This window comes from Streptomyces orinoci, from assembly GCF_003121295.1.
In the GTDB taxonomy this organism is placed as follows: domain Bacteria; phylum Actinomycetota; class Actinomycetes; order Streptomycetales; family Streptomycetaceae; genus Streptomyces; species Streptomyces orinoci.
Genome location: NZ_PHNC01000006.1, coordinates 222,300 through 236,905 on the forward strand (window position 1 = coordinate 222,300; position 14,606 = coordinate 236,905).

Genomic DNA, 14,606 nt, shown 5'->3' on the forward strand with positions numbered 1-14,606 from the left:
TCGATGAGCACTTCGGCCCTGCCCCGGGGGACTTCGCCGGCCTGGGCAAAGCCTCTGACCGAGAGATAAAATCGGGGCATGCCAGCCGAAACCGCCACGATGGCGGTGCCCACCTCGGCTCAGCCGGCCGAGGAATTGCTGGGAGCGGTGTCCGCCCTGCGGCGCGCTTCGTGCCGGGTGGCGGGCCGCGGCCCGGTGTTCGCCTCGCTCACCGGCGCCCAGGCGGATCTGCTGCGGCTGCTCTACCGGCGGCCGGGCCTGTCGGTGACCGCGGCCGCCACCGAACTGGGCATGGCCCCCAACTCGGTGAGCACCCTGGTGGGCTGTCTGTGCCGGGCGGGACTGGTGCGGCGGGTGCGGCGGGCGCCGGACCGCCGGGTGGTGCGTCTGGAACTGACGCCGGACGCCCACCGGCGGATGAGCGCCTGGCGGGACCGGCGCTGCGCCGCCCTGGCCCGCGCCCTGGAGCGGCTGGACCGGCCCGAGCGGGACCGGCTGCCCGATGCCGTCGCCCTGCTGCGGCGGCTGGCCGACGCCATGGAGGCGGTATGACGGGTATGGCGGGTATGACCACCCCGGGCCCTCCGACGGAACCCCCCGAAGCCGAACGGGCCGTTGACTGCCGGGGCCTGAGCCACCGCTTCGGCGACCATCTGGCGGTGGACGACGTCTCGTTGTGGATCGCCCCCGGCGAGGTGTTCGGTCTGCTGGGCCCCAACGGCGCCGGGAAAACGACCACCATCCGGCTGCTCACCACCCTGCTGCCGCTGCGCCAGGGCCGGGCCCGGGTGTTCGGCCTGGACCCGGGGCGGCGGCCGATGCGGGTACGGCGCCTGCTGGGCTACGTACCCCAGGAACTGTCCGCCGACGGCTCGCTCACTGGCCGGGAGAATGTGATGCTCTTCGCCCGGCTCTTCGATGTGCCGCGTGCCCAGCGTTGGGAGCGGGTGACGGAGGTGCTGGCGGCGATGGAGCTGACCGAGGCCGCGGACCGGGTGGTGGCGGGCTACTCCGGCGGCATGGTGCGCCGTCTGGAGCTGGCCCAGGCGCTGGTCAACCGGCCCCGGCTGCTGGTGCTGGACGAGCCGACCATCGGCCTGGACCCGGTGGCCCGCTCGGGGGTGTGGGAGCGCATCACCGAACTGCGCGCGGCCACCGGGATGACCGTGCTGATGACCACCCACTACATGGACGAGGCGGACGCCCTCTGCGACCGCGTCGCCCTGATGCACCGGGGGCGGCTGCGGGCGCTGGGCGCCCCGGCCGAACTCAAGGACCAACTGGGGCCGGGGGCGAGCCTGGAAGACGTCTTCCGCCACTACACCGGAGACCACCTGGGCGATGCCGGCCGGCAAGGAGGGCTGCGTGATGTCCGCCGTACCCGACGCACCGCGGGCCGCCTGGGCTGAGGCGCCCGTACCCCCGTCCTGGCGCCGGCTGCCGGACCGGGTGTTCGCCCTGTGCCTGGTGGAGCTGGAGAAGCTGCGCCGGGACCGCACCGAGCTGTTCACCCGGGCCGTCCAGCCCGCGCTCTGGCTGCTGATCTTCGGCGAGACCTTCACCCGGCTGCGGGCCATCCCCACCGGGCCGGTCCCCTACCTGGACTATCTGGCCCCCGGCATCCTGGCCCAGTCCGCGCTGTTCATCGCCATCTTCTATGGCATCCAGATCATCTGGGAGCGGGACGCCGGAGTACTCACCAAGCTGCTGGTGACCCCCACGCCCAGGGCCGCCCTGGTCACCGGCAAGGCGTTCGCCGCCGGGGTACGGGCGCTGGCCCAGGCCGTGGTGGTGCTGGTGCTGTCGGCCCTGCTGGGCGTGGCGCTGAACGCCAACCCGCTGCATCTGCTGGGTGTGGCGGCCGTGCTGATGCTCGGGGCCGCCTTCTTCTCGTGCCTGTCCATGACCATCGCCGGTCTGGTGCTCACCCGCGACCGGCTGATGGGCATCGGCCAGGCCATCACCATGCCGCTGTTCTTCGGCTCCAACGCGCTCTATCCGATCGAGCTGATGCCGCACTGGCTGCAGACGGTCAGCCGCTTCAATCCGCTCAGCTATGAAGTGGACGCCCTGCGCGGACTGTTGATCGGCACGCCCGCGCATCTGCTGCTGGACTTCGGGGTGTTGGCGGGCTCGGTGGTGATCGGCGTCACCGCCGCCTCGGCGCTGCTGGGGCGGCTGGCGCGGTGAGGGTCACAGGCCCTGGGAGGCCATGTCCATCTGGGTGCGGTAGTCATAGGCCACGCCCACCACACAGGTGCGGTAGGTGCGGCTGCCCTTGACCGCGTTGAAGTAGTCATAGAGGTTCTTGGCGTACTTCACCAGGTACAACGGGCCCGGCAGCCACCCGGGCGGCTTGGGCACCAGGGAGAAGGCCTCGGAGCACCGGAGGATCTCATGGGTGGCCTGGGAGAGCACATCGGCCACGGCACTGTTCATCTCCCAGCCGTTGGCCAGGTCCGCTCCCCAGATGGCGGTCGCCACCTGGCGCAGGGCGGCCTGCTCGTCCGGGGCGGGGTCGTCGGCGGGCGCCGCCACTCCGGCCACCGTGGACGGACTAGCGGCCGCGGCCGCGACGGGACCGGCGGCCAGGGTGACTCCGGCGGTCAGCGCGGCCGTCATCGTTAACGCTCTGGCGGACCATCTCTTCATGGGGCTTCCTCTCGGGTGCGAGGGTTCGGCGGGGTGCGGGTGTTCAAGTGACGCTGGCATGCGGGAGGTTGGCCGTCAATGGGCGGGCGGTACGCCCTGTTCTTCCGCACCCTGGGAGCGGGGTGCCCGGCAGTGCCTACTCGGCCGAGGTGATCAGCAGCAGGGCCGCCGCCGCGCCCGCGGCTGTCACCGCGGCGGCGGTGAGCAGCAGTTGGTCCAGGCCGGCCAGGAAATCCCGGTGTGCCTGGAGCAGGGTGCCGTAGACGGCGGTGGAGAGGGTCATTCCCGCTTGGCTCGCCGTGGTGTTGACTCCGGCCGCCATGCCCAGACGGCGGTCGTCGGTTCCGCCGACGGCCAGTGAGCCCAGCGCGGGGAGGGTGAGGCCCAGGCCGAGGCCCGCCACGGCCAGGCCGGGTGACAGGTCCCGCCAGCCGGAGGCCGGGGTGAGTCCATGCATCAGCAGGAGACCGGTGGCCACCAGGGACAGTCCCGCGCTCGGCAGCAGCCGGGCGGGCAGCCGGTCCATCAGCGCTCCGGCCACCGGACTCACGGCGAGTATCGGCAGGTTGACGGTCAGAAAGCACAGGCCGGTCTTCATGGGCGAGTAGCCGAGGTGGTCCTGGAAGTACACCGAGAGATAGAGCAGCAGACCGAAGAAGCCGCCATGGGTGCACAGGGTGGCCAGCTGGGTCCCGGTGAAGGTGCGGCCCCGGAAGAGGGAGAGGTCCAGCATCGGGTCGGCCCGGCGGGCTTCCACGATGAGGAAGGCGAGCAGGGCCACCGCCGCACCGGTGAACATCAGCAGCGAGGTGGTGCCGCACCAGCCATGGTCGCCGCCGCGCAGCAGTGCCAGGGTCAGCAGGAGCAGTCCCATGGACAGGGTCAGCAGCCCGCCCCAGTCGGGGCGTTGGCCGGCCCGCACCGGGCGGTCGGCGGGCATCCTGAGGCGGGTGAGCGCCAACACCGCGGCGGAGACGGGGAGGTTGACGAAGAAGATCCAGCGCCAGCCGAGCACCGAGACCAGCGTCCCGCCCAGCAGCGGGCTGAGCACCACCACGGCCCCGGCCACGGCGCCGCGGATCCCGAACGCGGTACCGCGCGCCTTGCCCCGGTAGCACTGGGCGATCAGCGCCGGGGTGACCGCGAAGACCGCCGCCGCGGCCCCGCCCTGGACGCCCCGGGCCGCGATCAGCAGTCCGGCGTCGGGGGCCAGTCCGCAGGCCAGGGACGCGGCCGCGAAAGCCAGCACTCCCCCGGCGAAGGTCCGGCGCCGGCCGAACCGGTCGCCCATAAAACCGGCGATCAGCTGGCAGCAGGCCAAGGGAAGCGTGAAGGCGTTGAGCACCCACTGGGCGTCGCCCAGACCGGTGTTGAGCTCATGCCGGATGTCCGGCAGGGCGACCACGACCACGGTGGCATCCAGCATCAGCATCGACAGCGCCGCCGTGATCGCCACCAGCGGCCACCACCCGTGCGGGGCCGGCTGCGGGGCCGGTGTCCGCCGGGCGGCGGGGGCGGCCGGATCGTGCAGGGTCATGCGACCACTTCCTCAAGTACGGGAAAGCCAGCGGTGACAGGCCCACGAAACTAGCACCGCTAGAGAGCGCCTTGCAATGCTAGGGAAGGTAACTGGCGGGTCTTCCGGACCGGCCGCACCATGGAGGGGACGGAGGGCACCATGAGCAAGCGATCGCATCGCATCGACTGCCGGCGGGTGTACGAGGAGTCCCCGGGGAAGGACGGCAAGCGCGTCCTGGTGGACCGCGTCTGGCCGCGCGGCATCCGCAAGGAGGACGCGCACCTGGACGAATGGCTGCGCGAGGTCGCGCCCTCCACGGATCTGCGCCGCTGGTACGGCCATCAGCCCGAGCGCTTCGCGGAGTTCCGCAGGCGCTATCTGGAGGAGCTGCGGGAGCCGGAGCGGCGGCAGGCCCTGGACCATCTGCGGGAGCTGGCGGCCGAGGACCACCTCACCCTGCTGACCGCCACCAAGGATGTGGAGCACAGCCAAGCGGCGGTACTGGCCGAGCGGTTGGGGCGGTAGCGGCGGCGGAGCCCGTACCGCCCGGCGAATTTCGGTGGCCCATGGCCGGGGAACCGTTTAGCGTCACCGGCATGAGCTTTCTCCAGATCTATGGCTGACCCTGCCCCTCATCCCGTCCCCGTCAACCACGGACCTGAGAGAGTGATCCGCCTTGTCCCATCGCCGTGCCCATATAGCCATGGCCGGCATTCCCGCGGTCAGCCATGTCCTGCCCTCCCTGGACGTCATCCGGGAGCTGGTGGACCGCGGCCACCGGGTGACCTATGCCAATGACCCCGCGGTGGCCGGGCTGGTGAGCGCCACCGGTGCCGAGTTCGTGCCCGTCACCTCCACCCTGCCGGTGGCCGACAACCGCTGGCCCGAGGACCCCATCGCCGTGATGGAGCTCTTCCTGGACGAAGCCGTCCAGGCACTTCCCCAGCTGCGGGCCGTCCATGACGCCGACCCCGCCGATCTGTACCTCTATGACATCGGCGCCTATGCCGCCCGCGCGCTGGCCGAGCGACAGGGCCGTCCACTGGTGCAGTTGTCCCCCACCTTTGTCTTCTGGGAGGGGGCGGATACCGAACTCACCGGGCCGCTAAAGCAGTTGCCCGGATATGCCGGATTCGAGGCGAAGTTCGCACAGTGGCTGGCGAGCTGCGGTGCCACCACCAAGGAGGTGGACCGCTTCTCCGGGCGGCCGCCGCGCGCCCTGGCGCTGATCCCGGAGGCCATGCAGCCGCACGCCGGCCGAGTGGACCGTCAGGTGAGCTTTGTCGGACCCTGCCTGGGGCAGCGGGCGGAGCAGGGCGAGTGGCGGCGGCCGGCCGGTGCCGAGCGGGTGCTGTTGGTCTCGCTGGGCTCGGCGGCCACCCGGCAGCCGGAGTTCTACCGGCAGTGTGTGGCCGCCTTCGGCGGCCTCGACGGATGGCATGTGGTGCTGCAGATCGGCAAGTATGTCGATCCGGCGGTGCTGGGCACCGTCCCGTCCAATGTGGAAGTGCACTCCTGGGTGCCTCAGTTGGCGGTCCTCGCCCAGGCCGACGCCTTTGTCACCCATGCGGGGATGGGCAGTTGCGGTGAGGGCCTCCACCACGGCCTTCCGATGATCGCCGTACCGCAGGCCGCCGAGCAGTTCCTCAACGCCGACCGGCTGGTGGAGCTGGGCGTGGCCCGGCGCGTCAACACCGCGGAGGCCACCGCGGAAGTCCTGCGTACGACGCTGCTGGAGCTGGTCTCCGACGGTGAAGTGGCCAAACGGGCCGCAGAGTTGCGGGACCGGACGCGGGCCCTGGGCGGCACCTCCCGGGCCGCCGACCTCATCGAGGCGGAGCTGCGCTGACGGCGCGACTGCCCGGGGGGACCTCACCTCCCGGGCCGTCATCCGCCTTGGGCGTCGGCTACTTCAGCGCGCTGCGCTTCTGCCACTCGGCCCAGGTCTCCTGCCAGACCTCCAGGCCGTTGCCCACCTCGGTCTTATTGGGGTTGGAGGTGCCCCTGACCTCCACCGTGGAGCCGATGGGCAGGAAGTCATAGACGGTCTTGGCGTCCTCGGTGGTCATACCGAAGCAGCCATGGCTGTTGTTGACCACGCCGATGTCGTTGTTCCAGGGCGCCGAGTGCAGGAAGGTGCCGGAGGCGGTCATATGCGTGACCCACTTGGCGTCCAGCATCCACTGATTGCCGAAGCCGATGGTGGAGGAGTCCATGGTCTCGTCGGCGTTCTTGCTGCGCACCGTGTGGATGCCACCGCGGGTGGGGTTCTCCGGGGAGCCCGCCGAGCCCATCACACTGCCCACCGGCTTGCCGTTTTCATACATCGTCAGCTTGTGCGCGGGTACGTCGATGACGGCCTTGTGGTCGGCGCCTATGGTGAAGCCGAAGTCGTAGTCGCGGACGAACCAGCCGCCCTCGCCCGAGTCCAGGCCGGCCAGCGAGCCCTTGACCGAGACCTTGGTGCCGCTGGGCCAGTAGGTCTTGGGGCGCCAGTCGATGCGGTCCGCGCCCGAGTAGTCGGTGACCCAGCCCCAGGCGCCCTCGACCTTGGTGGAGGTGGTGACCTTCAGGGCCTTCTCGATCTCGGGCCGCTTGCTCTTGTCGATCTTGTGGTCGAAGAGGATCGAGATCGGCATGCCGGTGCCGACGGTCTGGCCGTTCTGCGGGGTGTTGGTCAGCTTGTTGACGCTCGGCGCCTGCTGGGTGCTGAAGGTGGTGCTGGAGGAGGACTTGCGGCCCTTGTCGGACTGGGCGGCGGTCTTCACGGTGTAGGTGGTCCGGGGCCTGACCTTGCCCTCGGAGACCCAGGAGGTGCCGTCGCCGGAGAGCTGCCCGGCCACCGGCCGGCCCTGGTCGTCCTTGACCTCCACCGAGGTCAGCCGGCCGCCGTCCGCCTTTACCGAGATCGGGTTGCCGAGCTTGGCCTCCTTGCCCCCGGCGGCGGGATTCACGGTGACTTTGGCCTCCGGCCCGGCGTCGGCACCACCGGAGCCCCCGGAGGAGCACGCGGTCAGGGCGACGGACCCGACAAGAGCGGATATCAGCAGGACAGGGCGGCGGCCCAGCCGGGCGTGCACGTGCGCGACCTCCACGGAAAACCGAAAAATGGATGAACCTTGAACGGCGGAGGAACCGTTCTTGAACCCCCACCGATCCATACAGACGTGCTGGATGCGCCCAGGGTTCCGGGAGATGACGATATTTGTCCGGCTAAAAGCGGTACAGCGCCTTCCGGGGCGCCGTACCGCATTCGCCTAGCCTGCTTGGCCGTTCACCAAAGATTCCGCTGCGCCCAGATGGGGTCGCCTTCGTATGCCTGATAGGCATCCAGGTTGTCCTGAGCCGGATGACTCCGCCCGGCCGGTCCGGCGGCAAAGGCGCGGAAGAGGTTGGCGGTCACCCGCCCGGTAAAGCGGGCGGTGTCCGGGGGGATGCCATGGCTTCCGTCCCCGGTGAGCGACTCCACCCAGCGCATGGTGCCGGTGTTGAACACCCCCGCCCCGCTCGCCACCGTGTAGTACGCGGAGTCGGCGAAGCTGCGTACGCCCCGGCACACCAGCCGGGAATGCGCGACGATCTCCAACGGACGGGGCGTGGCCCGGCCGCCGTTGACCCGGTCGTACTCGGTGCCCACCAGGTTGCGGAAGGCGGTGCCGCGCCGGACCTCGGTGCCCTCGAACAGCCAGTGGTCCGGCTGGTCCACCACATAGTCGGCAGTGGTGGGGTTGGACTCATAGAGGGTGCCGGTGAGCGAGTTCTCCGGGTCGGCGTGCGGGGGTTCCCGCCAGTCGGTGGTGACCGCCGCGTCGTCCCTGCCGTACAGCGGGTCCTGGGCGGCGTCCGTCTTGTAACAGACCACCAGCCGGCGGCCGCCCTCCAGCCGGATCCGGCGGAAACAGGCATTGGCCCCCAGGAAGGCCACATTGGTACCGGCGTCCCGGGCGGCGGTCACCGCCCGCCGCATGGCGGGCGTCCAGTACTCGTCATGGCCCAGCGAGACCACCCCATGGGCGCCGCGCAGCAGGCCCGGGTCGGCGTCCAGATCCATGGTGGTGAGGTAGGCCAGCGGCAGGCCGAGCCGCTCGGCCAGGGCTATCGCGGGCTGCTCATAGGTGGTGAACAGCGGTGCCCCGTCGTCGTCGAAGGGCCGGTCGCAGCTGACCACCAGCGAGCGGGCGGCGTAGTCGTCCTTGCCGCCGGGCCCGTGGTAGAGGCTGTGGCCGCCCCAGGTGTTGTACGCCTGCCAGGTGCCCACCGCGTTGACCAGCACCAGACGCCCGGCGGTGGTGCGGGAGCGCAGGGTCAGGGGTATATAGCGCTGCTCTCCGGAGTCGGCCGTGAGGCGTATCAGATAGGCGCCCTCCGGCCAGCCATGGGTGCCGACCTCCAGCGACGGCGGCCAGTTGGCGCTGACGGTGCGGGTGGCGCCCAGGGGCGGGGCGATGGGGCGCGGGGCGCCGGGCGTGCGCTCGGAGGCCCAGACCAGGCGGGCCTGGGCGCCGCCGTACCAGCCCATCCGGAAGGCCTCGGTCCGGAAGCCCCTGGCGGTGGTGGAGACATGCAGCCGGAAGCTTTCGCCGGGCAGGGCGCTCACCCGGTCCGCATAGCCCTCCACCGCCCGGTCGGCGCCCCGGTGGCGCAGGCCCCAGTCCCGGTCGCCGGGCCGCTCGTTCTCCGCCGCCACCGTGGGCACCCCGGTCGCCGGCACCCTGACGCCCGTACCGCCGCCCGCCTGGCAGCCCGCGGCGAGGGCACCCGCCCCCGCCCCGGCGGCGGCGCCGAGGAACTGCCGGCGATTCCATGGGTGGGGGGTCATGGTCATCTCATTACCGTCGTCCCGGCCGGGCCCGGCAACCGCGCCCGGGGCGGCGGTTGCTCCGTTCGGGGCGGCGGCCCCTCCGCCGGGCCCGGGTGACTGACGGGCCGCCCGGTTCAGTGGTGCGGGACCACCGCCACCGGGCAGGCCGCCCGGTGCAGGGCGGTATGGCTGACCCGGCCCAGCTGGAAGCCCAGGGCGCGGTGACGGCGGGTGGCGCCCACCACCAGCAGATCGGCCGTGCGGGAGTGCTCCACCAGCAGCCGGTGCGCCGGGCCCTCCAGGGTGGTGGGGCGCACCACCACCTCCGGGAACTCCTCATGGGGCTCGCGCAGCAGATCGGACAGTTCCCGGGCGGCCGCCTCCTCCCGGCTGACGGTGGCGTCGGAGGGCAGCGGATAGTGCTCGACCGACTGCCGTGCCGGGTGCCGCCAGGCCCGTACCGCCGCCACCTCGCAGCCGCGAGCCGCGCCCTCGCGCAGCGCGAACCGCAGGGCGGCCGGGGCTTCCGCCGGGTCGCCGACGCCCACCACGATCCGCCGGTGCTCGCCCTGGACGGCGGGCTGCTCGCCGCGTACCACGATCACCGGGCAGTGCGCCCGGCCCGCCACCGTCAGGCTCACCGAACCCAGCAGCAGCCCGGCCAGGGTGGTGTGGCCGGAGGGCCCGATGACCAGGGCGGCGGCGTCATATGCCTCGGCCAGCAGGGCGTTGACGGCCTCATCGGGCACCACCTCGGCGGCGACCTCCAGTCCGGGGGCCCGCTCCAGGGCGCGCCGCTGGGCCAGGGCCACCACGCGTTCCTCGGCCAGCGCCTCGGCGGTCAGGGCGCTGTCCTGGTCCGCGATCCGGCCCTCGTAGCGCTCCCAGAGCGAGGCATAGACCACCCGCAGCCGGGCACCGTGTCGGCGGGCCTCGTCCACGGCCCAGTCCAGGGCGCACAGGCTGGCGTCGGATCCGTCGATGCCCGCCACCAGGGGAAGATCCTTTGCGGGAAGATCCTTGGCTGCCGCCGTTTCCTTGGTTGCCACGGTTGCCACCTCCTCTGGCACCCTCGCACCGCTGGTCCCGCGCATCACGCCCAGAGGGCCGTTCGGGTCGCCGTCCCCGGGCGGGGCGAGGAGCATGGACCGTATGACCGACAGCCGACGGACCCTGCTCGCCCGGCACCGGGAGGCGCTCGATCTGTTCACCGAGCGGGTGCGCGCCATCCGGCCGGACCAGTGGCGGCGGGGCACGCCCTGTTCCGAGTGGACGGTACGCGACCTGGTCAACCATCTGACGGTGGAACAGCTGTGGGTGCCACCGCTGCTGGACGGCGCCTCCATCGAGGAGATCGGTGACTCGCTGAGCGGCGACCGGCTGGGCAAACGCCCGGCCGCCGCCTGGGCGGAGGCGGCCGAGGCGGCGCATGCCGCGTTCGCCGCCCGCGGGGCGCTGGGCCGGACCGTTGAGCTGTCGTACGGGCCGACCGGCGCGGAGGCCTACTGCTCGCAGATGACGGCCGATGCCATCGTGCACTCCTGGGACCTGTCCCGGGCGATCGGCGCCGAGGAACGCCCGTCCAAGGCGCTGACCGAGTTCGCGGTGCGCGAATTCGGGCCGTACGCCGGGGACTTGTCGGAATCCGGGGTGTTCGGCGAACCGGTGCCCGCGCCGCCGGACGCCGATGCCTGGGAGGACCTGCTGGCCCGGCTGGGGCGGCGGCCCCGCGCGTGATGGTGGCCACTCGCCGGTGATCGGGTCTGGCCAGGGCCCGACCGGGTCGGTTATAAGGAGCGGATGACCCGGTATCGTGAACTCGCGCCAAGACGCGCCGTGTTGCGGATGATGACGGCTATGGGGGTGGTGGCCACGTCCAGTGCCTGTGCGGGTGCGGCGGCGAGTCCGACGTCGGCGGCGAGTCCACGGGCGGCCTCCCGGTCGGCGGCCGACACCATCATGATCATCCGCCATGGGGAGAAGCCCGACGAGGACGGCGATCACGCCCCCTATGGCGTCACCGAGGACGGCAAGCACAACAGCCATGCCCTGCTGGTGCGCGGCTGGCAGCGGGCCGGAGCGCTGGTGGGGCTGTTCGCCCCGGACGGCGGCACGGAGCCGCGCGCCGGGCTGCGCCGTCCGACGGCCGTCTACGCGGCCGCTCCGCACCCCGGCGAGAAGGGGCTGCGGCCCAGTGAGACGGTGACTCCGCTGGCGGCGAAGCTGGGCGTCCGGCTGAATCTGTCCTATCGCACCGATGACGAGGCCAAGTTGGCCAGGGAACTGGCCGCCCGGAAAGGGGCGACCCTGGTGTCCTGGGAGCACCACCGGATCTCGGACATTGTCCATGGCCTGGGCCAGGTGCGGCCGGCTCCGCCGGCGAAGTGGCCGGATGACCGCTTCGACCTGGTGTGGGTGTTCACCCGGGAGGGGTCGGGGTGGCGCTTCGCACAGGTGCCGCAGCTTCTGCTGGCGGGAGACCGGGCGCCTTGAGGGGTGCGCCCCTGACGCCGGGGCGCCCCTGATCGGCCGGGGGCAGCAGCGCCTGGGCGTGGCGGAGGAACGCGCGGGCGCCCGGGCTGACCGGGCCCGCCGTGCGCCAGGCCAGTGCCAGTGAACCCCGCAGCACCGGGCGGGTGTTGACCGCCGTCAGCTCGGCGGCGTAGTAGCGGACCAGGGACTCCGGCAGTACGGCGATGCCCAGGCCCCGCCCGGTCAGCTGGGCCAGGGTGTTGGGGTCTCCGGCCTCGAAGGCGACCTTGGGCCGGACGCCGGCCACCGCACAGGCCCGGTCCACGATGGTGCGCAGCCCCGTGCCGCGCGGCAGGCACATCAACGGCCGTTGCGCCAGCACCTCCAGGCCGGTCTCGGTGCGCCCGGCCAGCGGGTCGTCATGGGCGACGGCCAGTACCAGCGTCTCCCTGGCCACCACCCGGCAGCCGATGCCCTCCGGCGGGTCGCCGGCCAGGCTCACCACGGCGAGGTCCACACCGCCGTTGCGCAGGGACTGCAACAGCCGCTCGGAGGTGTCCTCCTGCAGCCCGATCTCCACGGCGGGATGGGCCCGGTGGAAGGTGTCCAGCAGTTCCGGCAGCCGGATGGCGGGACCCAGCGAGGTGACGGTGCCCAGGGTGACCTGGCCGCGTACCAGCCCGGTGAGTTCCTCCACGGCATGGCGGGCCGCGTCCACGGCGGCCAGCGCGGCCCGGGCGTAGGGCAGTACGGCCAGGCCGGCCTCGGTGGGGCATATGGTGCGGCCGGTACGGTCCAACAGCTCCTGGCCCAGCTCCCGTTCGAGTTTGCGCACCTGGGCGCTGACCCCGGGCTGGGCGATATGCAACCGCTCGGCGGCCCTGGTGAAGCTCGCCTCCTCCACGACGGCCACGAAATACTCGAGTTGGCGCAGTTCCATGAGGGGCGATGCTAATCGGGTACGAGCGATGCCAATCGGGTAACGTCCGTGCCCCTGCTGCCCGCCGAGCGAGGGGACCTCCATGCACGCGGTAGCGCACGCACTGGCCATGGCCGGGTCCATGGCGTGGGAGATCGCCTGGGCGCTGGTGCTGGGTTTCGCCCTGTCCGCCGTGGTCCAGGCGGTGGTCCGCCGGTCCACCGTGGTGGGTGCGCTGGGTGACGGCCGTCCCCGCACCCTGGCGCTGGCCGCCGGGCTGGGGATGGCCTCCTCGTCCTGTTCGTACGCGGCGGTGGCGCTGGCGCGTTCGCTGTTCCGCAAGGGGGCCGATTTCACCGCCTCGATGGCCTTTGAGATCGCCTCCACCAATCTGGTGGTCGAACTGGGCGTGCTCCTGGCCCTGTTGATGGGCTGGCAGTTCACGCTGGCCGAGTTCACCGGCGGGCTGCTGATGATCGTGGTGCTGGCACTGCTGTTCCGGCGGCTGCTGAGCGCTCAACTGCTGGGCGCGGCACGGCGGCAGGCGGAGCGCGGGCTGGCCGGGGCGATGGAGGGGCATGCCGCGATGGATATGTCGGTGCGGCGGGAGGGCTCCTTCGCGGCCCGGCTGTGCTCGCCGGAGGGCTTCACCGCCACCGCTCATGTCTTTGTCATGGAGTGGGCGGCGATCCTGCGCGATCTGGTGCTGGGGCTGCTGATCGCCGGGGCCATCGCGGCCTGGGTGCCGGACTCCTTCTGGCAGGCGTTCTTTGTGACGGGCCATCCGCTGGCGGCCCGGTTGTGGGGGCCGCTGGTGGGGCCGCTGGTGGCGATGGCCTCCTTCGTCTGCTCGGTGGGCAATGTGCCGCTGGCGGTGGTGCTGTGGAAGGGCGGCATCAGTTTCGGCGGGGTGGTGTCCTTCATCTTCGCGGACCTGCTGATCCTGCCCATCCTCAATATCTACCGGCGGTACTACGGGCTGCGGATGGCCGGGTTCCTGCTGGGCACCTTCTACGTGGCGATGGTGGCCGCCGGTGCGGTGGTGGAGTTCGCCTTCGGGGCGCTGGGGCTGGTGCCGGACCGTATGACCGCCCGGGTGCCGTCCGGCGGGGTGGCCTGGGACCACACCACGTTCCTCAACATCGCCTTTCTGCTGCTGGCGGCGCTGCTGGTGGTGCGTTTTCTGCGTACGGGGGGTGCGGCCATGCTCCGCATGATGGGCGGCGCCCCTTGAGGCGGTGCGCCCCGTCAGGGGCGCGGGGGTGCGCCCGTCAGGGGCGCGGGGAACTGCGCGAGCAACCCAGAACAGCCCGCACCCGCGAACGCACCCGCCCATGTGCATCGCTCTGCGCCGTGAACAGCGGGGCGCCCTGACGGGCGCACCCTAGGTCGCCGCGCTCTGGACCCGGGAGAGCACCAGGGTCCCGGCGAGAACGAACCCCACCCCCGCCGCCTCCGGCAGCAGCCACCAGCCGGCCCGTACCTGCTCCCCGTAGAGCACCAGGCCCAGCGACAGGCTGACCAGGGCATCGCCCAGGGTGAGGGCCGGCTGGGAGGCCACCAGGGGCCCGGCGGCCATGGCGTTGGAGAGCAGGAACAGCGCGGCGGCCCCGGCGATGAAGAAGCCATAGGTCTGCCAGGTCGTGAAGAAGGCCCGCGCGCCGTCCTCGGCGAAGGCCGTGGCCGCGGCCTTCATCAGGGCGGCGGTGAGCGCGTAGCCGATGGCGGCGGCGATGGCGAAGAGCGCGGCCCGGGCGCGGCCCCGGGGGCGCCCCAGGGCGGCGGTGACACACCCCGCCATGGCACCTCCGGTGCAGATCAGCACCAGGGCCCATAGGGCCGGGGAGTGGGGCGGACGGCCGCCGCCGGGAGCCGCGCAGGCCAGGGCCAGCGCCACCCCGCCGGCGACCGAGAGCACCGCGGCCCAGCCGCGCGGTGGCAGCCGGCGGCGCAGCACCACCGTGCCGATCAGCAGGGCGAAGGGCAGCTCGGTGACAAAGATCGGCTGGACCAGGGCCAGGGAGCCCCAGGTCAGGGCCAGGGCCTGACAGACGGCGGCGGCCAGTACCGCGCCGATCCCGGCCAGCCAGACCGGCTGCCGCACCAGGTCGAGCATCAGCCCCAGCCTCAGGCCCGGGGTGGGCGGCACCTCGCGGGCGGCCTTGCGCTGCAGCACCGTGGCCAGGGCGTTGCTGACCGCCGTCAGCAGCGCGAAGAGCACGGTCAGCAGCACCGTCACCGGC

At 72.0% G+C, this 14,606-nt stretch carries 16 protein-coding genes; 8 read left to right on the forward strand and 8 right to left on the reverse strand.

The window, feature by feature from the left end; all coding sequences use genetic code 11:
- Positions 1-78 precede the first annotated feature (78 nt).
- From CV755_RS02915 to CV755_RS02925, 3 genes are read left to right on the forward strand one after another with little or no spacing between them, the layout of a single operon-like run.
- A complete protein-coding gene (locus CV755_RS02915) occupies positions 79-552 on the forward strand; it encodes a MarR family winged helix-turn-helix transcriptional regulator (protein ID WP_109278513.1) in 474 nt (157 codons plus the stop codon).
- 5 nt (positions 553-557) lie between these two features.
- The gene (locus CV755_RS02920; protein WP_241560964.1) at positions 558-1,409 is read left to right on the forward strand and encodes an ATP-binding cassette domain-containing protein; all 852 of its coding nucleotides are present in this window, start codon (positions 558-560) and stop codon (positions 1,407-1,409) included.
- On the forward strand, positions 1,369-2,190 hold the full coding sequence (locus CV755_RS02925; RefSeq protein ID WP_109278514.1) for an ABC transporter permease: 822 nt from the start codon (positions 1,369-1,371) through the stop codon (positions 2,188-2,190). Before CV755_RS02920 ends, CV755_RS02925 begins: the two co-directional genes overlap by 41 nt.
- 3 nt (positions 2,191-2,193) lie before the next feature.
- On the opposite strand, the gene CV755_RS02930 is transcribed toward CV755_RS02925, so the two are convergent.
- Positions 2,194-2,652 carry a hypothetical protein gene (locus tag CV755_RS02930; RefSeq protein ID WP_109278515.1) on the reverse strand — a complete coding sequence of 153 codons (459 nt, stop codon included), beginning with the start codon at positions 2,650-2,652 and terminating at the stop codon, positions 2,194-2,196.
- Positions 2,653-2,788: 136 nt separating this feature from the next.
- Positions 2,789-4,189, reverse strand: coding sequence for an MFS transporter (locus CV755_RS02935; protein ID WP_109278516.1), 1,401 nt, complete (start codon positions 4,187-4,189; stop codon positions 2,789-2,791).
- 141 nt (positions 4,190-4,330) lie between these two features.
- Here CV755_RS02935 and CV755_RS02940 point away from each other — a divergent pair, with 141 nt between their 5' ends.
- The gene (locus CV755_RS02940; protein WP_109278706.1) at positions 4,331-4,696 is read left to right on the forward strand and encodes a DUF488 domain-containing protein; all 366 of its coding nucleotides are present in this window, start codon (positions 4,331-4,333) and stop codon (positions 4,694-4,696) included.
- Positions 4,697-4,874: 178 nt separating this feature from the next.
- Positions 4,875-6,020 (forward strand): macrolide family glycosyltransferase, encoded by a 1,146-nt coding sequence (locus CV755_RS02945; protein ID WP_109278517.1) that lies wholly within the window; start codon positions 4,875-4,877, stop codon positions 6,018-6,020.
- Between the two features lie 58 nt (positions 6,021-6,078).
- Here the strand turns inward: CV755_RS02945 and CV755_RS02950 are convergent, their stop codons facing one another.
- The 3 genes from CV755_RS02950 to CV755_RS02960 all read right to left on the reverse strand — a co-directional run bounded on the left by CV755_RS02950 (position 6,079) and on the right by CV755_RS02960 (position 10,021).
- Positions 6,079-7,266 (reverse strand): L,D-transpeptidase, encoded by a 1,188-nt coding sequence (locus CV755_RS02950; RefSeq protein ID WP_241560932.1) that lies wholly within the window; start codon positions 7,264-7,266, stop codon positions 6,079-6,081.
- A gap of 179 nt (positions 7,267-7,445) precedes the next feature.
- A complete protein-coding gene (locus tag CV755_RS02955) occupies positions 7,446-8,996 on the reverse strand; it encodes a N,N-dimethylformamidase beta subunit family domain-containing protein (protein ID WP_241560933.1) in 1,551 nt (516 codons plus the stop codon).
- Positions 8,997-9,106: 110 nt separating this feature from the next.
- Positions 9,107-10,021 carry a universal stress protein gene (locus tag CV755_RS02960; RefSeq protein WP_241560934.1) on the reverse strand — a complete coding sequence of 305 codons (915 nt, stop codon included), beginning with the start codon at positions 10,019-10,021 and terminating at the stop codon, positions 9,107-9,109.
- A 103-nt stretch (positions 10,022-10,124) separates the two neighbouring features.
- On the opposite strand from CV755_RS02960, the gene CV755_RS02965 reads away from it, so the two are divergent.
- A complete protein-coding gene (locus CV755_RS02965; RefSeq protein WP_109278518.1) occupies positions 10,125-10,709 on the forward strand; it encodes a TIGR03086 family metal-binding protein in 585 nt (194 codons plus the stop codon).
- A 50-nt stretch (positions 10,710-10,759) separates the two neighbouring features.
- Here CV755_RS02965 and CV755_RS34050 read toward each other — a convergent pair whose 3' ends face one another.
- Positions 10,760-10,939, reverse strand: coding sequence for a hypothetical protein (locus tag CV755_RS34050; RefSeq protein WP_153068567.1), 180 nt, complete (start codon positions 10,937-10,939; stop codon positions 10,760-10,762).
- On the opposite strand from CV755_RS34050, the gene CV755_RS02970 reads away from it, so the two are divergent.
- Positions 10,932-11,465 (forward strand): hypothetical protein, encoded by a 534-nt coding sequence (locus CV755_RS02970; RefSeq protein WP_109278519.1) that lies wholly within the window; start codon positions 10,932-10,934, stop codon positions 11,463-11,465. The two genes, CV755_RS34050 and CV755_RS02970, sit on opposite strands and share 8 nt — an antisense overlap.
- Here the strand turns inward: CV755_RS02970 and CV755_RS02975 are convergent.
- On the reverse strand, positions 11,392-12,384 hold the full coding sequence (locus CV755_RS02975; RefSeq protein WP_109278520.1) for a LysR family transcriptional regulator: 993 nt from the start codon (positions 12,382-12,384) through the stop codon (positions 11,392-11,394). The two genes, CV755_RS02970 and CV755_RS02975, sit on opposite strands and share 74 nt — an antisense overlap.
- Before the next feature lie 82 nt (positions 12,385-12,466).
- On the opposite strand from CV755_RS02975, the gene CV755_RS02980 reads away from it, so the two are divergent.
- Positions 12,467-13,597, forward strand: a complete 1,131-nt coding sequence (locus CV755_RS02980; protein ID WP_109278521.1) for a permease — start codon at positions 12,467-12,469, stop codon at positions 13,595-13,597.
- 150 nt (positions 13,598-13,747) lie between these two features.
- Here the strand turns inward: CV755_RS02980 and CV755_RS02985 are convergent, their stop codons facing one another.
- On the reverse strand, positions 13,748-14,602 hold the full coding sequence (locus CV755_RS02985) for a DMT family transporter (protein WP_109278522.1): 855 nt from the start codon (positions 14,600-14,602) through the stop codon (positions 13,748-13,750).
- Positions 14,603-14,606 lie beyond the last annotated feature (4 nt).